This is a genomic window from Gaetbulibacter jejuensis (assembly GCF_039524015.1).
Taxonomy (GTDB): domain Bacteria; phylum Bacteroidota; class Bacteroidia; order Flavobacteriales; family Flavobacteriaceae; genus Gaetbulibacter_B; species Gaetbulibacter_B jejuensis.
The window spans coordinates 142,119-166,685 of the sequence record NZ_BAAAGF010000002.1 but is presented as its reverse complement, the minus strand read 5'-3'; the positions used below and the strand labels follow the sequence as shown (position 1 = coordinate 166,685).

13 protein-coding genes are annotated in these 24,567 nt (G+C 33.6%); 11 read left to right on the top strand and 2 right to left on the bottom strand.

The features are described from left to right. Positions 1 to 38: 38 nt before the first annotated feature. The 4 genes from ABD011_RS07300 to ABD011_RS07285 all read left to right on the top strand — a co-directional run bounded on the left by ABD011_RS07300 (position 39) and on the right by ABD011_RS07285 (position 4,070). Entirely contained in the window at positions 39 to 1,457 is a 1,419-nt protein-coding gene (locus ABD011_RS07300; protein WP_343797047.1) for a CCA tRNA nucleotidyltransferase, read from the top strand. Next, a complete protein-coding gene (locus ABD011_RS07295; RefSeq protein ID WP_343797046.1) occupies positions 1,454 to 2,479 on the top strand; it encodes a COX15/CtaA family protein in 1,026 nt (341 codons plus the stop codon). The genes ABD011_RS07300 and ABD011_RS07295 overlap by 4 nt, the downstream gene beginning before the upstream one ends. A gap of 31 nt (positions 2,480 to 2,510) precedes the next feature. Beyond that, positions 2,511 to 3,026 carry an IS1096 element passenger TnpR family protein gene (locus tag ABD011_RS07290; protein WP_343797044.1) on the top strand — a complete coding sequence of 172 codons (516 nt, stop codon included), beginning with the start codon at positions 2,511 to 2,513 and terminating at the stop codon, positions 3,024 to 3,026. 78 nt (positions 3,027 to 3,104) lie between these two features. Next, entirely contained in the window at positions 3,105 to 4,070 is a 966-nt protein-coding gene (locus ABD011_RS07285; protein WP_343797042.1) for a hypothetical protein, read from the top strand. A gap of 238 nt (positions 4,071 to 4,308) precedes the next feature. Here the strand turns inward: ABD011_RS07285 and ABD011_RS07280 are convergent, their stop codons facing one another. Further along, complete coding sequence (locus ABD011_RS07280; protein WP_370450272.1) at positions 4,309 to 5,385, bottom strand: hypothetical protein; 1,077 nt, start codon at positions 5,383 to 5,385, stop codon at positions 4,309 to 4,311. An 84-nt stretch (positions 5,386 to 5,469) separates the two neighbouring features. Here ABD011_RS07280 and ABD011_RS07275 point away from each other — a divergent pair, with 84 nt between their 5' ends. From ABD011_RS07275 to ABD011_RS07255, 5 genes are all read left to right on the top strand, one after another. After that, the gene (locus tag ABD011_RS07275; RefSeq protein WP_131507756.1) at positions 5,470 to 6,366 is read left to right on the top strand and encodes an ABC transporter ATP-binding protein; all 897 of its coding nucleotides are present in this window, start codon (positions 5,470 to 5,472) and stop codon (positions 6,364 to 6,366) included. Between the two features lie 32 nt (positions 6,367 to 6,398). Beyond that, positions 6,399 to 7,226 (top strand): ABC transporter permease, encoded by an 828-nt coding sequence (locus tag ABD011_RS07270; protein WP_129760413.1) that lies wholly within the window; start codon positions 6,399 to 6,401, stop codon positions 7,224 to 7,226. Between the two features lie 123 nt (positions 7,227 to 7,349). Next, on the top strand, positions 7,350 to 10,751 hold the full coding sequence (locus tag ABD011_RS07265) for a T9SS type B sorting domain-containing protein (RefSeq protein WP_343797036.1): 3,402 nt from the start codon (positions 7,350 to 7,352) through the stop codon (positions 10,749 to 10,751). 36 nt (positions 10,752 to 10,787) lie between these two features. Continuing rightward, a complete protein-coding gene (locus ABD011_RS07260) occupies positions 10,788 to 12,572 on the top strand; it encodes a T9SS type B sorting domain-containing protein (protein ID WP_343797034.1) in 1,785 nt (594 codons plus the stop codon). Positions 12,573 to 12,713: 141 nt separating this feature from the next. Next, positions 12,714 to 17,537 carry a choice-of-anchor L domain-containing protein gene (locus ABD011_RS07255; protein ID WP_343797032.1) on the top strand — a complete coding sequence of 1,608 codons (4,824 nt, stop codon included), beginning with the start codon at positions 12,714 to 12,716 and terminating at the stop codon, positions 17,535 to 17,537. Positions 17,538 to 17,540: 3 nt separating this feature from the next. On the opposite strand, the gene ABD011_RS07250 is transcribed toward ABD011_RS07255, so the two are convergent. Then, positions 17,541 to 19,109, bottom strand: a complete 1,569-nt coding sequence (locus ABD011_RS07250) for a TlpA family protein disulfide reductase (protein ID WP_343797030.1) — start codon at positions 19,107 to 19,109, stop codon at positions 17,541 to 17,543. Positions 19,110 to 19,232: 123 nt separating this feature from the next. On the opposite strand from ABD011_RS07250, the gene ABD011_RS07245 reads away from it, so the two are divergent. Continuing rightward, positions 19,233 to 21,575 (top strand): choice-of-anchor L domain-containing protein, encoded by a 2,343-nt coding sequence (locus ABD011_RS07245; RefSeq protein ID WP_343797028.1) that lies wholly within the window; start codon positions 19,233 to 19,235, stop codon positions 21,573 to 21,575. A 68-nt stretch (positions 21,576 to 21,643) separates the two neighbouring features. Continuing rightward, on the top strand, positions 21,644 to 24,556 hold the full coding sequence (locus ABD011_RS07240) for a T9SS type B sorting domain-containing protein (protein WP_343797026.1): 2,913 nt from the start codon (positions 21,644 to 21,646) through the stop codon (positions 24,554 to 24,556). Positions 24,557 to 24,567 lie beyond the last annotated feature (11 nt).

Here is a 24,567-nt window from a genome sequence, read left to right as displayed (position 1 = left end):
TACAAATAACAGCATTTGGTGTTTGAGATTATATGAGTATGAATTACAAGCAAGCACTTCAACACCCAATATTCGAGATTGTTTCCCAATCGGCTAAAGAACTTAATTTAGATAGCTACGTTATTGGTGGTTATGTACGAGATTTTCTACTTAAAAGAGATTCAAAAAAAGATATTGACATTGTAGCTATAGGAAGCGGAATAGAACTTGCTAAACAAGTTGCTAAAAACCTTCCTAACAACCCAAAAGTACAGGTTTTTAAAACCTATGGTACTGCTATGTTGCGTTATGACGATATTGAAGTTGAATTTGTAGGAGCTCGTAAAGAAAGTTATAACGAAGACAGTAGAAATCCTATTGTTGAAAATGGTACCTTGCAAGATGACCAAAACCGTCGTGATTTTACCATTAATGCTTTAGCGCTTAATTTAAATAAAGAACATTTTGGTGAATTACTAGATCCTTTTAATGGTGTAAACGATTTAGAGAACAAGTGTATAAAAACACCTTTAGACCCTGATATTACTTATAGTGACGACCCTTTAAGAATGATGCGTGCCATACGTTTTGCAACTCAATTAGATTTTGAAATTGAAAAAAAATCTTTGCAAGCCATTTCTAAAAACAGTCATAGAATACAAATTATAACTAACGAGCGCATTACTGTTGAGCTGAACAAAATTTTGGAAAGCAAAACACCTTCTATCGGTTTTTTACTTTTAGAAAAAACAGGATTGTTAGAGCGTATTTTACCAGAACTTACCGCTTTAAAAGGTATTGACGAAGTTGAAGGACAACGTCATAAAGATAATTTTTACCACACTCTAGAGGTTGTTGATAATATTAGCAAATATACCGACAACCTATGGTTACGTTGGGCTGCATTATTACATGACATTGGAAAAGCACCTACAAAACGCTTTAGTAAAAAAGTGGGCTGGACTTTTCATGGTCACGAGTTTGAAGGTTCAAAAATGGTGTATCATTTATTTAAAAGACTTAAAATGCCATTAAATGACAAAATGAAATTTGTTCAAAAAATGGTATTAATGAGCTCTAGACCTATTGTGTTGGCTAATGAAGAAGTTACCGATTCGGCAGTACGTCGTTTGGTATTTGATGCTGGTGATTATGTAGACGATTTAATGACGCTTTGTGAAGCCGATATTACTACCAAAAACCCTAAAAAGTTTAAAAAATATCATAACAATTTTAAAATTGTTCGTCACAAGATAGTTGAAGTTGAAGAACGCGACCATATAAGAAACTTTCAACCGCCTATTTCAGGAGAAGAAATCATGCAAACTTTCAACCTAAAGCCTTCTAAAGAAATAGGAATGATTAAAGAAACCATTAAAGAAGCTATTCTTGATGGTAAAATTCCTAATGAATATGAAGCAGCTTATCAATTAATGTTAGATAGAGGTGTACAGTTAGGTTTAACAATTCAAAAATGAAAACACATTTCAATACTATAGCAAAAGTAACCTTAGTCCTAACCTATTTAGTAATAATAGCAGGAGCTGTTGTACGTATGACAGGTAGCGGAATGGGTTGTCCTGATTGGCCTAAATGTTTTGGATACTACATTCCTCCTACTGAAAAGATTCAATTGGAATGGCATGCTAACCACGATTACAAAAAAGGTCAAGTTATTATTGTTGACGAAACCTTACAAGTAGCTAAAAGTAGTTTTACATCTTCCAATGAGTTTATAAAAACCAATTGGGACACCTATACAAAACATGATTATGCAGTATTTAATCCAACTCACACATGGGTTGAATACATTAATAGATTATTTGGTGCACTTGCTGGATTAGCAACTTTAGTCATGGCATTTGCATCTTTAAAGTATTGGAAACGCAACAAAAGTATTACGCTTCTATCGTTTTTTACTGTTTTTGCAATGGGCTTTCAAGCTTGGTTAGGAAAAACCGTAGTCGATTCAAACTTAGCGCCTTTAAAAATTACTATTCACATGGTAATGGCATTAGCAATAGTAGCTGTAATGCTCTACATAATCTTTAAAACCAAACAAAGTAACACATCCTTTACATTCAACATACAATTTAAAAACGCATTAATTGTAGCGTTAGCTTTAACTTGCATTCAGGTAGTTTTAGGAACTCAGGTAAGAGAATTTGTAGACCATCAAATAAAAGCTCTAGGAGAAGGCAATGCCTCTAACTGGTTAAACGATCCTACCACAAGTTTTTATATTCACAGGTCATTTTCTATACTTGTAGTATTAGTTAATGGCTACTTGCTGTTACTACTTAAAAAACACCAATTGCATTACAAAAAAGTATATTGGGTATTTGGTATTTTATTGGTTGAAATTGCTTCAGGAATTGCCATGGCAAACTTTAGCTTTCCTTTTGGTTCACAAACCTTACACCTTATATTAGCTAGTATATTATTCGGAATTCAATTCTACTTAATATTAGAAGCTACAAACGCTAAAAACAAAGCCTAAACTTTGTAACTTTGCACATTATTGAACATTTATGATTTACAGATTTAGAATAATACTTGACAACGATACAGAAGACGACGTATTTCGTGATTTAGAAATTCGTGAAGATGACACACTAGAAGACCTTCATAACATTATAACCCAATCTTTTGGTTTTGATGGCTCTGAAATGGCTTCTTTTTACCTAAGTAACGATGCTTGGGAACAAGGTGAAGAAATCTCTTTGTTTGATATGAGCGATGGTGTAAACCCAGTAAAATTAATGAACACAACATTAATTAACGATGTGGTACACGAAGCGCAAACCAAATTGATTTACGTCTATGACTTTTTGAGTATGTGGACCTTTTTTGTAGAGCTTGCCGAAATAGTTGATGAAGCTGAAGGTTTTGACTACCCTAACCTTATGTTTGTACATGGACAAATCCCTGACCAAGCACCTGACAAAAACTTTGAAGCTGAGGATTTTGACGACTTTAATGAGTTTGATGACGACCTTGATATTGACGACTACGAGAGTCTAGATTTTGATGAAAACTGGAATTAATTTTCCAATTTCCTAAATTTTTTACGCAACCATTCGGTTACTTTTTCATCTAAAGAGTATAACTCTAAATTATTTATTATGAAAAAGCAACCTATTTTTAAATTAGTATTACTAGTATGTATTGGTGTATTGGCACTTAACTGTACCAATGATGATGACAACCAAAACAACATTCCTGCTGATACCTACACATCACTCTCTAGTTTAGTTGAAGCTTTAAAAGAAGAACCTCAATCTCATGACATTACAGACCCATCTGTTGCTACAGTAATTACTGGAGACGATGGTACAATATTCAACATTGGACCAAACACATTTACTGATGATGATAACAATGTTATTACTACTCCTGTTGTAGCTAAATTAACAGAGTATCTTACATTAGATAAAATGTTTCTTAACAATGCGCAAACCTCAAGCAACGGTCAGTTATTGATTACTGGAGGAAGTTTTAACTTAACCTTTGAAGATGAAAACGGAAACCCTGTAAATGCAAATCCGTTTAACATTCAAGCACAAATGACTATCCAAACAGACACTACTGGTTTAGGGTTAACTAATATGGATTACTACGTAGGATCTGTCGTTACACAAGATGGTAGAGAAGTTGTAAACTGGGATTTAAACCAACAAAACGAAAACTGGTTTAATGATGGTTATTTTAATATTCTTGGACTAGAACAAGGTCTATCAAACTGTGATGTGCTTTATGATATGGCTGGTGAAACGGCAACTCAGTTTGAAGTTTCAGTGTCTGATGTTACTGATTACTCTCAAACTACAGTATGGATGTTTATTGAAGACTTTCCTTCAGTTGTTATGATTACAAGTTTAAATGATGCTGAAACTGCTTTAGAAACTTATGCTGGCTCAATTCCTCTTGGTTTAAATGCAACTTTACTTGCAATTACTATTGATGAAGACAGCTATTTAAAATTTGGTAGTTTACCTATTAGTGTTGAAGGTGATGATACTTTTAATGTTACTGTTGACTATGGTACAACTGAAGAACTAACACAATTGGTAAGCTCTATTGTAAACTAATATAAGTATTGAAAAACATAAATTTAAAAGCATCCTCTTTGGGATGCTTTTTTTGTTAGAAAAAACCATTGATTGAACCAAAGTAATTTCAAAAAGTCAGTTCGAGTGGTTTTTGATAGAAAAACTATATCAAGAACTATTTAAAAAAGACAAAAATTCTTATTCTCGATACATATCGACTATAAACGTCGATATACTCGAATTGACAGAATTTAGTCATAACACAACCAACAATAGGCTAGAAAAAGTTTTTCATGTTCATTCCTTGATAGTTTCGTTTTACAAAGGCTAGAGCATTTTTCATAATGTCTCCCATTGTTTTACTCTTCTTAAATTCAATATCTAGTGTATAATCATAAATTTGCTCTCGAAGCAGTTTTATATGCTCAGGAATTGATATTGTGTCGTCTTGCATACAATCTAGCAACTCCACTATTCTATCATGATAACTAATCATTCGACGTGCAACAATTGAGCGTTCTTCAATTTTATATTGCTCAATAGATTCTTTTTGAATTTTCTCGCGCACCAACTCTACCATTTTAAAATTCTCTTTAAAAAATTGAGGCCTGTACACATTAAACTTACCTTCATAACTCTGTTGGTCAAAATCGATAGCTCTAATTTTAAAAACCACATGATCAAAATCGTGTGTTGGTACAATTACATAATTGTATGATCTCATATCACCAAGTAATCTAATCATACAACGTTCGTTAAACTTTACAAACTCTTTAGCTATTTGCGATTTTTCAGAAGCAGTACATTCTGGCAACATGTTTTTAATAAACTCATCACCAGGAATACCAGCAATATGCTCTTCTATCAATGTATTTTTATAAACTAAAAAGTTAAGGTTATAAGGTGAAAGCATATGCTCAAACTCTAGTCCATACACACGAGAAGCATCGGCTTTTTTCACATAAAAATAGGTGTAATTATCGTTGAGTATGTTTCTAATTTTTACTCTAAATGGCTTTGAGTTCCCGAAGGTGCAAAAATCAATAGCATCAACACTTAGGTACTTAAAAATACTTTCATTACCATCAGAAATTAAAATAGAATACACACGCTTTAAGCTTAAATCTATTTCTTCGCGTTCAAACTCGTTATAGTACACACGAATCCAAAGTGTGTCTTCGTCATTCTTATCATAAACCACTACCGAACCTTGAAAACGCAACAGGTCTTCATAAAAAATAGGTAAGCGAATATTTCTGTTATAGTCTTGTAAATAGTTATGTAACTTACTATTTATTGGGTAAGATGGTTTCTTTTTCGATATCTTTAAGTCGTCCATAGCATTTAAAATCATTACTAATTTAATGTTTTATAAAATACTATGTAACAATAAGCGGTAATACTCGTCATATTTTTAACTAATCAATCATAATATATTTTGGAACAAATATTAACAATCAACAATCTCACCAAGAAATTTGGCTATTTAACTGCTGTAAAAGACCTTTCTTTTACCATAAATAAAGGTAATGTTTACGGAATTTTAGGACCCAACGGAAGTGGAAAATCAACCACTCTAGGTATTGTCCTTAACGTAGTTAATAGAACTTCAGGACAATTTAGCTGGTTTGATGGTAAAACATCTACACACGAAGCACTTAAAAAAGTAGGCGCTATTATTGAGCGTCCTAATTTTTACCCTTATATGACTGCACAACAAAACCTAAAACTGGTGTGTAAAATTAAAGGTGTTGACTATGCAAAAATTGACGAAAAGCTTGAAATTGTTGGTTTACTAGACAGAAAAGACCATAAATTTAGAACCTACTCTTTGGGTATGAAGCAACGTTTGGCAATCGCATCAGCATTGTTAAACGATCCTGAAATATTAATACTAGATGAACCTACTAACGGTCTTGACCCTCAAGGAATTCATCAAATTAGAGAGATTATAAAAAAAATTGCTGCTAATGGTACTACAATTCTTTTAGCATCTCACCTTTTAGATGAAGTTGAAAAAGTGTGCTCTCATGTAGTAGTACTTAGAAAAGGTGAAAAACTATACTCTGGTCGTGTTGACGAAATGATTAACAGTCATGGCTTTTTTGAGTTGAAGACAGATAAAGAAGATGAATTGGTTAAACTACTTGAAAGTGATACTTCTTTTGGTAAACTAAAGATTGATAACGGATTAATTACTGCGTTTTTAAACCAACCAATGGATGCCTCTTCCTTTAACAAGCTCATGTTTGAAAAAGGAATTGTGTTATCACACTTGGTAAAACGTAAAGAAAGTTTGGAAGAACAGTTCTTACAATTAACAGACAACAACTAATCAAAATCAATCAAAAAAAAAACACAGTATCCATGTTACGACTTATAAATTTAGAATTACAGAAACTTTGGCTAAACCGAACAAGCAAAGTATTAATTTTTGTATCGTTCATCCTGCCATTTACAGTACTCGTATTATCTTCAATTAAAATAAACTTTTTCGGATTTTTCACTTTAGAATTAGGTGAACTTGGTATTTTCAACTTCCCTATCATTTGGCACATTACCACATTTTTTGCATCGCAATTCAAGTTTTTCTTTGCAATAGTTGTGGTAAGTATGATAGGTAATGAATACAGCAACAAAACCATAAAACAAAACCTTATTGATGGACTCAGTAAAAAAGAGTTTATCTTATCAAAGTTCTACACTATTGTATTCTTTTCTCTAGTAGCAACATTACTTATTGGTTTGGCGTCGTTTTGTATAGGTATGTACTACTCTAGCTATACTGAAGCATCTATTGTTTTTAGAGAAACCGAATTTTTACTCGCCTATTTTGTAAAATTAGTAGGATTCTTTAGTCTATGTTTATTCTTTGGTATGCTAGTAAAACGCTCAGCTTTTGCATTAGGTTTTTTATTTGTACTCTACATTGTTGAATGGTTAATTTTTTGGGGAGCTTATGAAGTTTTAGGAACAGCAGATTCAGCCTTTAAAGTAAAAAACTTTTTACCGCTAGAGTCAATGTACAAACTTATTGACCAACCAGTACAACGTATAGTAATGACAAAGTTTCCTGAAAAAACAGAAATCGCTTATGACTATGCAGTGCATTGGTATGAAATTGTTACTGTAATAGGTTGGACTGCTCTATTTGTCTTTTTATCGTACAGATTATTAAAAAAGCGAGATTTGTAATATCTTTAGTGATTCAGTATTTGTATATACTTCTTGTTAACTCAACTTTAAATTTCTAAAGTTTTAATAGGATTTTCAGCATTTAACTTGTTGTATATACAAACGCTTTATCACTAATATTTCATGAAAAAGAACATCTTATTACTCTGCTTTAGTATTTACTGTACATTAAATATGTACTCCCAAAACGAAGCTGCTAATTGGTATTTTGGAAAAAATGCAGGTTTAAGATTTAACACAACTACTGGTACTGTTACAGCTGTTACCGATGGACAATTAAACACTTTAGAAGGTTGTACATCCATTTCTGATACTGATGGTAATTTACTATTTTACTCTGATGGTAGAACCATTTGGAATGCCAATCATATACCAATGCCCAACGCAAGTGAAGCATTTGGAACAGGACTTAAAGGTGACGACTCTAGTACGTCTTCTGGATTGATAGTACCAAAACCTCAAGATTTAAATCAGTACTATATTTTTACTGTTGATGAACCTCATCATTTTAATTCATCAGCATTTCCTAACCAACAAGATGGAGATGGCGTAAATGATGGTTTAATGTATTCTTTGGTTGATATGACTTTAGAAGGAGGTTTAGGTGATGTCGACCTATTAGAAAAAAACGTACCTCTAATTACCTATGACACTACAAACCAAACCGAATCTGAATTTAAATGTTCTGAAAAAATAACCGCTGTAAAAGCTGATGATTGCTTCTCCTTTTGGGTAATTACTCATTTTGTAGATAAATTTTATGCTTTTAAAGTAGACCAAAACGGTGTTAACACTACTCCTGTAGTATCAACTGTAGGACCTGTAGTTCCTGCCGAAGGTTATAGAAGAAATGCTTTAGGTTACTTAAAAGCATCTCCTGATGGTACAAAACTAGCAGTAGCACATCATGGATTTGCTACTGTGCTTCAAGGCGAAACAGGTGGTGGTGTTTACTTATTCGATTTTGATAATGACACAGGTGTAGTTTCTAATCCGCTAACGCTTTTTGGTCAAGAAAATAATGATAGCCCTTATGGTGTTGAGTTTTCGGCTGAAAATAGAAAAGTATATGCAACCATTAGCGATGGTATTGCTGGTAATGGCTCTAGCCATGTATTACAATGGGATCTTGAAAGCACAGATATTCCTGGTTCAATGACAGTTATTCATTCGTCAAATTCTTTTAGTGCTGGCGCATTACAACTTGGGTTAGATAAAAGAATTTACAGGGCTCAAGTCAGTTTTGCTAATATAAATGGAACTGGAAGACATATTGGAGTGATTCAAAACCCTGAAGCTGATGGAAACGCAGCTGGTTATAACGAAACAGGTGTTTTACTAGATATTAATGGCAGCTTTCAGAACTTAAGCCGCATAGGCTTACCTCCTTTTATCCAATCACTTTTTAATAGTCAAATAGATATCATCCAAAATGGTATAAGCACTACAGAACTTTTACTCTGCGATGGTGATAGTTACACGCTTATTGCCGAAGATGTTGCTGGAGCAACCTATAATTGGTCTAAAGATGGTGTACCGCTTACCGAGACCACTTTTGAGCTTTTTGTAGATACACCAGGTTTTTATGAGGTATTTATTGAACCTAACAATGGTGAATGTCCTATTGAAGGTGAAGCTATTGTAAGTTACCACGACATTCCATTTGCAAGCCAACCAGACGATATGGTGATGTGTGACATTACTGAAACCTCAACTTTTGACTTCACACAACAAGATGCACAAGCATTAGATACACAAGATGCTACTGAATATAATGTACACTATTATGCTTCTCAAGAAGATGCTGATAATAATGAAAATGAAATTATAGGTTTGTACAACAACACTTCTAATCCGCAAGAAATTTTTGTCCGTGTTGATAATGCATCTAATCCTAATTGTTATGCAACCTCTTCGTTTTTTATAGAAGTATTTATTACACCACAAATAGAAACTTTAGAAGATATTACAGTTTGTGATGAAGATTTTGGAGGAAATGTAATGGATGGTATAACAACTTTCGATTTATCAACATTGTACACTGACATTTATGGTAGTCAAGATCAAGCTTTATACACCATAACATTTCATTCCTCGCAATTAGATGCTGACGACAACTCAGACGCTTTAAATACAGACTATACCAACACAACACCTTACAGTGAAACTATTTTTGTTAGAATTGAAAATAACATCAATCCTGATTGTTACAGTACTGGAAGTTTTACTTTTATGGTAAACGATGCTCCTGAAGTTGTTAATTCAACCATAATCCAATGTGATGAAGATGGCATTCCAGAAGGATTTACAATCTTTAATATTAATCAGATTTTTGATGATATTACTGCAGGAGCAGCGAACCGAACTATAAATTACTATCTTTCAATGAATGATGCTCAAGGCAATACAAATGAAATTGATGGTAATGCGTTTGAAAACTTTTTCAACCCTCAATTGGTATATGCCAAAGTAACCGATGAAATTACTGGTTGCTATAACATTGCTGAAGTTACATTAGAAGTCAGCACAACTTCAGCAAACAACACTACAATAGAGGCATGTGATGACGATGGAACTGAAGATGGTTTTTATGCTTTTACATTAAACGATGCCAATGAAGCTGTCTTAAGTGGTTTACCTGATGACTTGGAACTTAGCTATTACGAAACCTATGAAGATGCGTTGCTAGAAACAAATGTACTATCAAATACATTTACTAATACTATAGCTTATTCTCAAACAATTTATGCTAGAGTTGAAAATTCAAATGCTTGCTATGGAATAAGTGAAGTAGAATTGGTGGTTTTTGAACTTCCAAATATTCAAACCGAAGCAGAAACTATATATTGTCTTAATTTTTACCCTGAAACCATAACATTAACAGGTGGTCTTATTGATGATTTACCTAATAATTATTACTACGAGTGGTCAACAGGTGAAACCACCACTACAATTGAAGTTAACGAACCTGGAATTTATACTGTACGTGTTATAAATACTGATGGATGTTATAAAGATAGAACCATTACTGTACTACCATCAAACATTGCTTCTTTTGACAATATAGAAGTTATTGATGCTACACAAAACAACATGGTTACTGTTTTTATATCTGGTGAAGGCGATTATGAATATGCAATAGATAATCCTGAAGGCCCTTACCAAGACAGCAATGTATTTGATAATGTAGCTGCTGGTTTACATACCATATATGTAAGAGATAAAAACGAATGTGGTATTGTAGATGAGCTTATTTCGGTAATAGGGTTTCCAAAGTTTTTCACACCAAATAATGATGGTTACCACGATTATTGGCAAGTTTATGGTCTTTCAGAAGAATTTCAGCCTCAAAGTGTTATTTATATTTTTGATCGTTATGGTAAATTGTTGAAAGAGCTAGACCCTGTTAGTCCTGGTTGGGACGGAACATATAATGGATTTCCTTTGCCTTCAAGCGATTATTGGTTTCATGTTACCTTAGAGGATGGAAGAGTGTTTAAAAGTCATTTCACTTTAAAACGCTAAATCCGATTGAGCCAGTTAATGTTCAAAAAAGTCATGATGATAAGGGTAACCCAACTCATATTGCTTTTCTTTCTTTTTTATAATCCTACTGCTGTTTTGGGTCAAGATGTTGAGTTATACCAACAGTTTAACGGCAGATACGATTACACTGCTATAGGAAACACATTAAACTTAGCTGAAAATGGAACAGGAGCTGATTGTATAATCTCAACAGAATCTTCAGCTACTTTATCACTAAACGCAAATCAAACTATTGTTGCTGCTTACTTATATTGGGCAGGTTCAGATACTGGTGATTTTAACGTATCACTAAATAACAATCCTGTTACTGCTGAACGCACTTTTAGTGACGCCTTAGATGCCAACAGAGTGTTTTTTGCAGCATTTGCTGATGTAACCACTTTAGTACAAAGTATTGGTTCTGATGAGTATACTTTGTCAGATTTAGACATACAATCTATAATTTCACCATATTGTCCTACAGGAACTAACTTCGCAGGTTGGGCAATTACTATTATTTATGAAGACGATAATCTACCTTTAAACCAATTGAATGTATATGATGGCTTACAAAGCGTACCTGATATATTAACTATTACTTTAGACAACCTAAATGTTTTAGATAATGAAAATGCAAAAATTGGTTTCATTGCTTGGGAAGGTGACCGCTCATTAGCTGTTAATGAACAACTAACTATTAATGGAAATATTATAGGAAATCCGCCACTCAATCCTATCAATAATGCTTTTAATGGTACGAACAGTTTTACTGGAGCGTCAGACCTATACAATATGGATATTGATGTTTACAATATTCAAAATAACATATCTATTGGTGATACTTCGGCAACTATTCAGCTTACGTCTGGGCAGGATTTTGTTATGATAAACAACATCATTACAGTTTTAAATAGTCAGCTACCTGATGCAACAATAAGTCTTGACAATTATATTGTGGAATGTGGTAATAGAAACATTGAAATTGAATACACTGTAAATAATTTCAACAGTACAGACGTACTTCCCAACAACACTCCTATTACATTTTATGCTAACGGAATAGTTGTTGGGCAAACCACAACCTTAAATACTATTGAAATTAACGAATCGGAAACCAACTCCATAGTTTTGACCATTCCTGAAACGGTTGGAGATGATTTTATTTTAACGCTTTCAGTAGATGATATTGGTGACAACTCAGGTATTGTAATTGAAATCAATGAAAACAATAACATGTTTGAGCAAACTATCAATTTACTTGTTGCTCCTCCTATTGAAACTTTGCCTGAAACCTTGCTCTGCGATGAAGGATTTAATTCAGCAACATTTAATCTCAATGAAATTTTTCAGCAATCAACAAACATTAATGATAATGTAGCGTTTTACACTAGTCTTTCAGATTTACAAAACCAAGAGAACGAAATTTTTGACCCAACAGCTTACAACAATACCACAAATCCTGAAACCATTTATGCAAGAGTTGAAAGTGATCCTTGTTATGATAGTTACAGTTTTGATGTGTTGGTAGAAAATTGCCCACCTTACATTCCTGATGGGTTTTCACCAAATAATGATGGTCCTAACGATTGGTTTAATATACAAGGTCTGTATGATATTTTTGAAAACCACAAACTTCTCATCTACAATCGATATGGCACTTTAATATTTGAAGGAGATAATTCCAAACCTTGGGATGGAAAAGCAAACAGAGGTATTAATAATTTAGGTAAATTATTACCAGTCGGCACATATTACTATGTGCTCCATTTAAACGACCCAAACTACAAATCAATGGCAGGTTGGGTCTATTTGAACTATTAAATGTTAATATTTTGTGTATTTCGTCGTATTTTTTTGCATTTCATCCTTGTTTACTTTAGTTTTCACAGCAAAATAAAAGAATCACTATTCAACATGTCCCAAAACCATGTGTCGCTGTGAGTAAAACTTAACCTATTGATAATGAAAACCATCAAAATTTCCCTCCTTGTATTTGCATGTTTTTTATGTAACCAAGTATTCTCTCAACAAATTACTGTTGATAATACACTAACTGAACAGCAACTTATTGAAAACACCCTTACTGAAGGTTGTGTAGAGATTACTAATATCAATTCGCAAGTTAATGGTAGCGTTAATGGATTTGGAAGTTTTGGTTATTTTGAAAGTGCGTCTTCTAACTTTCCTTTTGAAAATGGAATTATTCTTTCAACAGGTAATGCTGCTTCTGCAGGAAACACACAAAACAACGACATACTTAACGAAGGTGAAGACAATTGGCTTACCGATACCGATCTTGAAACTGCTTTAGGAATTACTGGGACATTAAACGCAACTTCTATTGAATTTGATTTTATCTCAATTTCAAACCAAGTGCAATTCAATTATATCTTAGCTTCCGAAGAATATTTTGGTAATTTCCCTTGTGAGTATTCTGATGGGTTTGCATTTCTTATTAGAGAAGCAGGAACCAATGATCCTTACACAAATATTGCAGTAATTCCTGGAACATCTACTCCTGTTAACACAAACACTATCCATGATGAAATTGCTGGGTTTTGTGCTGCTGAAAATGACGAGTATTTTGAAGGCTATAGTATTGGAGATACAAACTTCAATGGTCGAACTACTGTAATGACTGCTACTGCAACTATTACGCCTTATGTACAATATCATATAAAAATGATTATTGCCGACCAAACTGATGAAAACTATGATTCGGCTGTTTTTATTGAAGGGAACAGTTTTGATGCTGTTGTAGATTTAGGTGCAGACATTTCAACTTGTGCTGAATCTTTAACACTTAATGGAGATATCCAAAATGCTCAGGCTACTTACAGTTGGTATTTAAACAACACCTTAATTAATGGTGAAACTCAACCTGAACTTCATGTAACGCAATCTGGAACCTATACAGTTCAAATTGAAATTCCTATTTCAAACACAACTTGTATTATGGAAGATAGTGTTGACATTAGTTTAAGCTCTACACAATCTGCCGATCCAATTTCAGATTATGAAATTTGTGATGATTTAAGTGGTGATGGTATTGAAACTTTTGATTTATCAACTAAAGACGCTGAAGTTTTAGCATCTGTACCAAACTCAACCTACAATTACTCGTATCATTTAACAAATGATGATGCCATAAACAACACAAATGCTATTACAACACCAATACAAAACACCTCTAATCCACAGACTATTTTTGTAAGAATTGAAGATGTCAATAACGGTTGTTTAGCTTTTAGTACGTTCAACTTAATAGTTAACGAGCTACCTAATATTACAACTCCTACAGATTTAGATGTTTGTGATGATGATACTGCTGATGGTTTAACTTTAATTGATTTAAGTGAAAAGGATGATGAAATTACTTCAGGACAAACTATTCTTGATGTTACCTATCACTTTACTCAAGCCGATGCTGACTCTGGAGCAAATCCAATTGCTTTACCTTATAGTAACACCAGTCAAACAGAACAGTTATTTGTAAGAGTTACTAATTCGCAAACGGGTTGTGCATCAACTACAACACTAACTTTTAATGTGTTGAATAATCCTGTTATCAATACTGAAGACCTTTACATTGACGCTTGTGACCCAGAACATGATGGTTTTGCAACTTTTGACCTCAACACAATAACTGACGAGGTTTTAAATGGAATTACTGGAGTTTCAACTTCATTCCATGAAACATACGAAGATGCATTAACATTAAGTAATCCAATAGCAAACTCAACTAGTTACGACAATATTACGTTTGAAGAACAAACATTATATATAAGTGTTGTAGATGATGTTTCAGGATGTATTTCGGTTGCACCTTTTGAAATTCATGCAAATCTTTTACTAACAGGAACTACAATTAGAAATTTTTCGTTGTGCGACCAAGATAATGATGGTGAAGAAGCTTTCGACTTAGAAAGTATAGCTATTTCAATTATCAACGACATCCCAAACGTAACAGTATCTTTTTATGAAACTGAAAGCGATAGAGACAATCAAACAAATGAAATAGATGTTACTGTTGCGTATGTACCTGATGAAATTCCGCATACATTATATATCGCATTACATAGCGACACTTGCACTGAATATGAAGACATAGAACTTAATCTAAACCCAATTATAGAGTTTGACACCATAGGTAGTGTTAATTATTGTGATGACGACCAAGATGGTTTTACGCTTGTAGATCTTTCAATTTTTGACAGTATGGTTACTGAAGGGCAATCAGGATTTACGGTTATGTACTATGAAACTGAAAGTGATGCTAATAGCAACACAAATGCATTACCTACTATGTATAACAACATTTCTAATCCGCAAATACTATATACCAGAATTAGATATGACCAAACAGGTTGTGCTGATGTTAACTCGTTTGAGTTAAATATTATTCCTGCTCCTGTTACATCAACACCAACCGATTTTATAATTTGTGACGACAATCAAGATGGTATTTACACCATAGATTTAAATTCTAAAATTCCTGAATTGGTTTCAGATACAGCTAACAGAACATTTTCGTTCCACACCAGCTTATCTGATGCTGAAGCTAGTGCCAACGCAATTGCTAACCCTACTGCATACCCAAGTAATACTCAAACAATTTTCGCAAGGGTTGAAAATGCTACAACAGGATGCCATACTATTGAGTCTTTTGAAGTTATTGTAAACACACTTCCTACTTTTATAAACATAAGCAATTACAGTATTTGTGAGCAAAACAGCGACGGTTTTGGTGACTTTACATTCAATACAAAAGATGCTGAAATTCTCAACGGACAAGCAGGTAAAGAAGTGCTTTATTTTGAATCACAAAACGATGCAGAAAACCGCATAAATGCTATTGATAAAACTGTAGCTTATCAAAATTTAAGCAACCCACAAACCATTTTTGTAAGGGTTGAAAACACAACAGATCAAGATTGTTATGGCACTGCATCATTTACTATTGAAATGGGAAGCAATCCAGAGTTCAACGCACCAACCGATTGGTTTGTTTGTGACGATATTTCAAATGATGGCAGCGAAGTATTCGATTTAAACGAAAAAATAACTGAAATCTCTCAAGGTATTCCTGAGAATTTAGACATTACATTTTACACCTCTTTGGTAGATTCTGAAAATGGTACAAACCCTATCGCTTTAAACTATGCCAATACTTCAAATCCGCAAACTATTTATGTGAGAATTGATAATGGTACAATTTGTAATTCATTAACCGCTTTTGAGGTAAATGTTATTCCTGCTCCTGAAGCTAGTCCTTCAGAACCATTAGTGTCCTGTGATGTGGATTATGATGGTATCGTAACTTTTGATTTAACCGATGCTGAAGTTGATATTTTTGACGTAAGACAAGACGATATTGTTATTGCTTACTACGAAACACTTAACGATTTAGAAAACGAAACCAACCCAATTGCAGACCCTGAAAATTATAACAACATTTCAAACCCACAAACCGTTTATGTAAGAATTACAAATACGGTTTCTAACTGCTATTTAGGATTACCGTTAGAGTTAATTGTAAACCTACCTCCAACTATAAACGATTTTGAGTCAGTTAGTATTTGTGATAATGTTGACAGATACTATAATCTTAATGAAGTAGATGCGTTAGTGACTTCTGAAACTGATGCTGTTGTCACCTATTACCTTAATGCTAATGATGCCTTAACTGCAAATAATGTAATTGCTACAGACTACACGTATCAAACCAACAACGACACAATACACGTTAGAATTGAAAATAGTACAACAGGTTGCTTTACTACCTATGCATTTCAATTAGAGATAAACCCATTACCTGTTGCATATCAACCAAGTGATTTGGAAGATTGCGACGATGATTTTGACGGATTTTTAACCTTTGACATATCGCAACAAAACGCAACAATTTTAGGAACACAAAGCCCTAATAACTTTACTGTAACGTATCACAACAGTGAAGCTGATGTTAGTACAGGAGACAACAGTTTACCTGATTTGTATGATGCTATTGATGGAGAAATCATTTACGTAAGAGTTGAAAACAATACAACAGGATGTTACATAACCACTCAATTTACAACTTATGTTTATGCAAGACCTATTGTTGATATTGATGACCAAACCTTGTGTTTAAACAATTCACCTTTATATGTAACTGCTGAAACAAACAACCCTGGAGACGAATACATTTGGTCCACAAACCAAACCACTCCAGATATTGAAATTACTGAAATTGGTTCGTACTGGGTTACTGTAATCACACCTTTTGGATGCTCTACAACCAGTGAGTTTGAAGTTATAGAATCAGAAACTGCAATTATAGAGTTTACTGAAACTTTAGATTTTTCTGACCCAAATTCTATTACTGTTAATGTAAGCGGAATTGGTGACTATCTGTATATTTTAGATAATGGTGTACCACAAGAATCTAACTTTTTCAACAATGTTACTTTAGGATACCATACCATTACTGTAATGGATATTAATGGTTGTGCAGAAGCTACTAGAGAAGTTGTAGTGGTAGATGCACCTAAATTCTTCACACCAAATAACGATGGCTATTTTGATACTTGGCACATCTCTGGTATAGAAACCTTACCTGGTTCCATAGTATATATTTACGACCGTTATGGTAAACTTATTAAGCAATTAACCTCAAACTCTGCTGGATGGAATGGGTTCTATAATGGAAACCGAATGCCTACAAGCGACTACTGGTTTGTTGCTAAAATAATAAGTGATGATGGAGAGTTTGAAGTTAAAGGACATTTTACGTTGAAAATCTAAAAATCACTTCACTTTATTTATTATTCTTCTGAAATTTAAACTATCAGAAGGATGTGGAGCACTTCTTAAAACTATTTGGTTGTTCTTATTTAAAATCACATATCTAGGAATAGCAGTAATCTTTAAAAATTTTGCTAATGAAGAATTAGTACCATTTAATAAGAAATACTGATTTCTAACTGTTAGGTATTCACTTAATTCTTTAGACATATCCAACCATTTACTTTTATTCTCATCTATAGATAAATAAATCCACTCAACATTATCTTCAACAATAAGCTTATCTTTGAATGATTTTGTTGTTTGAATTTCTGAAATACAAGGTCCACACCAACTCGCCCAAAAATTTAAGACTCTTGTTCGCTTATCTGATCGTCCAAAAATTTCCCTTAACGTTAATGTATCTCCAAATTTATTAATCAACTTGGAATCTAAAGCTCTATCAGACAATTTATAATCGAAAGAGCTTAAATCTTCTTTCATTTCCTGAATTTTTTCTCTGTAGTCCTTCTTTGAAACTTTTACTTCGTATTCATCAAGTATATTTTTCATAAAATCTACATTTTGAATGCTGTGCCCAAATCCATGTAAATTATAATCATATAGCATTCGAATTATCGCATAATCTCGTATTTCCCCTTCAAGATTAGTCTCTATATATTCTTTTTCAGCTAAAAGTTTCTCTCTAGAATAGTCTGGATGATTTGAAGTTTCAAAATAATGACTAATAAAAGCGTTTAAAGTATTCTTATAACGAGGAATGTATAAAGAATTTGGTTCCTTAAAATCTTCAATTGTAGTATTGTTTAAATATTTATTACTATTAAAAACAGTCTCTTTGTTTACATATTCTTGTTCTATAAAAGTGTTTAACCCATCTAAAGAATTATAATAAGCTCCTTCCCAACCTCCTACTTTTTCATATCGTGGACAGATAAGATTATACAAATAAGTATATTTTAAATAATCTTTTACGATTTTTATTTCACTATTTGATGTTACATTATAATCATCAATATAGCTTTCAAATAATTTATTTCTTTCATTATTAATAGAATCAACTCTATTTTTATAATCTTCTATACTCCCTTTATAAGGGTTTCTGCCATACTCTAAATTAGAGTAGCTATTTATTTCATACAAAAAATTATTAATAGCTGCATTTTTTCCTTTAAACACAATTTTATGGTCTTTTATTTCATAAAAAACCGTGTCTCCTGGTACATATAAAATATCTGTGTAATAAAAGTGTTCATCATTTCCCCAAGACATTGTTTCCATTATCAATGGTTGACTTATTGAGTCTAATACCATAATCATTGTGTCTTGGTTTACTTCTTTTTTTGTGTCTTTATGATTTTTTCCAAATGAATAAGTGGGATTTAAAGGCACTAAAAAATTGAAAACATTCTCATCATCAGACACGCACTTAACAACTACTTTTTCTGAGTTATACTCTACTTTTTCTATAGCATCATTATTTACTTTAGTAGTCTTTTTTTCTTTAAGACAACTAGTAAAAAGTAGAATTAAAACACATATAATTCTATACCTCGATTGTTGAATTCTCATATTTATCATTAAATCCTTCTAAATATAAGAATTTCAGTTCTCTATATCACATTTCTTTCTTTAACATTTCTTCAACGAAATACATTAAAGCATTATGTATCTTTGCAATCGGAAAAATTGCAAATGAACAAAGTAGTTATTATAGTATTGTTGTGTATGTGTACGTTTACCTATGGCCAAAACATTCAGGTAGAAAGTCAAACCTATACACCTCAACAACTCATTGAAGACATTCTAATTGACAGCAACTGTATTGATAACGTTGTGGTGACCAATGTTTCTGGTGGCGATTTTGGAAACACCGACCAAAGTTACGGCTATTTCGATGCTGCTGGAACAACTTTTCCCTTACAAAGTGGTATTGTCCTTAGTACAGGACGTTTATCAAATGTACCTGGACCTAACACTTCATTAAGTGATGATGATGCTCCAAACTGGCTTGGAGATTCTGACCTTGAAAATGCATTAAACGAGTCTAACACTACTAATGCTACTATTATTGAATTTGAATTTTCTTCAGTAGCTTCACAAGTAAGTTTTAGATACTTATTTGCTTCAGAAGAATACCAAGAAGGCAACTCTAATACCTGTCAGTATTCTGATTTGTTTGGGTTTTTAATCAAACCTGCAAACCAACAACAATATACTAACATTGCTCTGATACCTAACACGCAAACGCCTGTAAAAGTAACTACAGTACATTCAGGAATTCCTGGAAGTTGCGCTCCTATTAACGAAGCGTATTTTGGAAGTTGGAATGGTGCTAACACTCCTATCAATTTTAATGGTCAAACTACTGTTTTAACTGCAACTGCTGACATAGTTCCTAATGAAACGTATCATGTAAAACTTGTCATTGCCGACGAGCAAAACTATAGGTACGACTCTGCTGTATTTTTAGAAGCTGGAAGTTTTGAGCTTTCAACAAACTTAGGTCCTGACAGATTATTAGCCAACAACAATGCTGTTTGTGAAGGAGAAACCTTAGAATTAAATGCTTACCAAAATGGACAAAACACCTACGAGTGGTATAGAGATGGTGTATTAGTTCAAGGTGCTCAAACAGGTTGTGGAACCTGTGGAACATATACTGTTTCTCAACCAGGTACATACACTGTAGAAGTAGGATTGGCTAATAGTTGTATTTCTTATGGTGAAGTGGTTGTTGAATACTCACCCAACCCAATAGTTTTTGATTCGGTATTAATTGAATGTGACCAAAATCAAGATGGTATTACTTATTACAACTTGTTTGATGCCTCACAAGATGTTACTAATAATGACGCTTCACTTCTTGTTACTAATTTTTACCTTTCGGAAAATGATGCGCTCAATGAGGTCAACGAAATACCAAATGCTAGCAATTTTCAAAATAGTAATCCTTTTCAAACAGTTTATGCTCGTGTAGAAAATGAAAACAGATGCTCTAACATTGCTGCTGTAGAATTACAAATATCCAATAACACCTTATCTATACCTAATGCCGAAGCTTGTGATGGCGAAATTATTGATGGCTTTGGAGAATTTGATTTAACCGAAATTTCAACCTCCTTTGAAGATCAAATTCCAACTGGAGCAACAGTTCAATACTACGAAACTGAAGCTGATGCCTTTAGTGAAACCAATGCGTTGAGCTCTCCTTATCAAAATAGTACAGCATACAATCAAACGCTTTTTGTTAAAGTAACAACAGCCAATAACCAATGTTATAGCATTGGCACTGTAGCTTTAGAAGTACTTTATACACCTACCCTTTTAGAAGACGAAACGTTTATCTACTGCCTCAACACCTATCCTGAAACCATAACATTATATGGAGGTGTTCTTAACGATTCTCCAAGTAATTACTATTACGAATGGTTATTTAATGGAAATTCAACAACAGTAAACACCTCTTTTAATAACATCAACGAAGTTGGCACGTACACTGTTATTGTAACTGACCCTAATGGATGCTCTGCTTCAAGAACCATTACGGTTGAAGCTTCAAACATAGCTACCATAGAAAATATTACTATTGAAGAAGGCACATTTAACAATACAATATCTGTAACCGTTAGTGGTGAAGGCATGTATGAATATGCTTTAGATAATGGTGCTTATCAAGACGAATCTGTATTTTATGATGTTCTTCCAGGATTTCACACTGTTTATGTTAAAGACAAAAATGATTGTGGAGTTGCTGAACAACTTATTTCAGTACTTGGTTTTCCTAAATTTTTCTCACCAAATGGCGACACAATTAAAGACACATGGAAAGTATATGGAACCAATGAGCAATTTAACCGAGGTATTGATATAAAAATATTTAATCGCTATGGTAAGTTATTAGCTTCAAGAAATCACCTTACTAATGGTTGGGATGGTACTTTTAAAGGTAAGGCTTTACCAAGTGACGACTATTGGTATCTTGTGACTTTACCAGACGGAAGAACTTACCGAGGACATTTTGCATTGCTTAGGTAATTAGATAACCCTAACTTAACAAAAGAATCAACTTACATTTATTACTTTTGCTCGTTCAAAAATAATAAATGAAAAAGCTCCTATTTATTTGTTTTGCTGTAATGGTTTATTCATTTGCAGTAAATGCTTCACCAAAAAGCAATTCTAATTCTACTTTTTACTGTCCAAGTCCTGTTATTAATTCTTTTAGCCCTTCTCAAGGTCCAGTTAATACTCAAATTACATTAGTAGGAAGTAATTTTGAAAACACCGCATCAGTTAATATAGATGGCGTCAGTACTAGTTTTACAATTGTTAGTAATAATGAATTGTTAGTCACTATTCCTGAAGGAGCTGAAAGTTCAGCTATTACTGTTTTAACAACTGGAGCTTGTTCTGGTACTTCCGCAAACAGTTTTACTGTTTTAGAAGATTCTTGTAGTATTGGAGAAGTTTACATTTCTGAGGTTTATGACTCCGAAACAGGAAGCTATGGTGCTGTAGAACTTTATAACCCTACCAACACTGTAATTAACTTAAATGGTGTATACGAATTACAACGTTTTGGCGATATTGGTGATGCTACTCCAAGCGCAATTATTCCACTAACAGGAACTATTGCTCCACAAAGCACATACATGATTGTAATGGGAAGCACAGGTAATACATGTAGTGGATTTCCTATTGGAGATGCTGTTGCTGCTGGTATTAATGATAATGATGAAATTAAACTCGTAAAAAACAGTACTGTAATTGATGTCGTTGAAGCTATTGATGAAAGAGGTTACACTATAATTAGAAATGCAAACGCTACTGCTCCTTTGGATACTTATAATGTTAGTGATTGGAGCATTAGTACTTTTGAAGACTGTAGTAATTTAAATACCCACACTGATACTGCTAACAATACTATTCCTGAAATTACCGATCCTATCTCACAAACAGTTTGTGAAAATGGAATGATAACTTTTTCCACATCTTTAAACAACAGTATTTTTCAGTACCAATGGAAAGTCCTAGATACGTCAGGAAACTGGGTAGATGTTCCTAATAGCAGCCCTTATTCTAACCCACAAAATAGTTGGCTAGATATTACAAATGTCCCTCTAAGTTTTAATGGTAATCAGTACTATTGTGAAGTCACTTACAACTCATGTACATTAATTACCAATGCTGCTCAAATTACTATAGATACACCAGAAGTCGACACACTTCCTGATGTTGAAGTTTGTACCGAATATACATTACCAACACTTACCAACGGAAACTACTTTACTGGAACTAATGGAACAGGAACAATGCTTAATGCTGGTGACAACATAACCACTAACCAAACTATTTATATTTACAATGAAGTTGGCACTGCTCCAAACACCTGCTCTAACGAAAGTAGTTTTGAAGTAACCATTACAGGAACACCTAACGTTGACTCGCTTCCTGATGTTGAAGTTTGTACCGAATACACATTGCCAACACTTACAAACGGAAACTATTACACAGCAACTAATGGAACAGGAACACAGCTTAATGCTGGTGACAACATAACCACTAACCAAACTATTTATATTTACAATGAAGTTGGCACTGCTCCAAACAACTGCTCTAACGAAAGTAGTTTTGAAATAACCATTACAGGAACACCTAGCGTTGACTCGCTTCCTGATCTTGAAGTTTGTACCGAATACACATTACCAACACTTACAAACGGAAACTACTTTACTGGAACTAACGGAACAGGAACACAGCTTAATGCTGGTGACAACATAACCACTAACCAAACTATTTATATTTACAATGAAGTTGGTATTGCTCCAAACACCTGCTCTAATGAAAGTAGTTTTGAGGTAACCATTACTGGAACACCTAGCGTTGACTCGCTTCCTGATGTTGACGTTTGCTCCGAATACACGTTGCCAACACTTACCAACGGAAACTATTACACAGCAACTAATGGAACAGGAACACAGCTTAATGCTGGTGACAACATAACCACTAACCAAACTATTTATATTTACAATGAAGTTGGCACTGCTCCAAACACCTGCTCTAACGAAAGTAGTTTTGAAGTAACCATTACAGGAACTCCTAGCGTTGACTCGCTTCCTGATGTTGAAGTTTGTACCGAATATACATTACCAACACTTACTAACGGAAACTATTACACAGCAACTAATGGAACAGGAACAATGCTTAATGCTGGTGACAACATAACCACTAACCAAACTATCTATATTTACAATGAAGTTGGCACTGCTCCAAACAACTGCTCTAACGAAAGTAGTTTTGAAATAACCATTACAGGAACACCTAGCGTTGACTCGCTTCCTGATGTTGACGTTTGTACCGAATACACATTACCAACTCTTACCAACGGAAACTATTACACAGCAACTAACGGAACAGGAACACAGCTTAATGCTGGTGACAACATAACCACTAACCAAACTATTTATATTTACAATGAAGTTGGTACTGCTCCAAACACCTGCTCTAATGAAAGTAGTTTTGAAGTAACCATATACCCAGCAACCGATTTTAGTTTAGACTCCACAAATATTATCATTGACGCTAATGACATTACTGTTGTTATGGACGACTCTAGTATTAATTATGAGTTTGCTATTGATAATTCCAATTTCCAAACGAGTACTATATTTAATAATCTAAGCGAAGGTTTCCATACTCTTTTTGTTCAAGATACAAATGGATGCGTTATAAAATCTTTACAATTCTTAATTCAAGCGAGTTTACATATCCCTAAATTTTTCACTCCAAATAGTGATGGTTTCAATGACACTTGGATGGTATATGACCCAAACAATAGTGTCAAAGAAATTTTTATATTCAATAGATACGGAAAACTACTTAAACAGCTTTCTCCAAACTCTTATGGTTGGGATGGAACATACAATGGCAAGAATCTAGAGTCTAATGATTATTGGTACCTTATTACTTTACATAACAACCAAGAACTTAGAGGTCATTTTACATTAAAACGGTAGTTGAATACTCG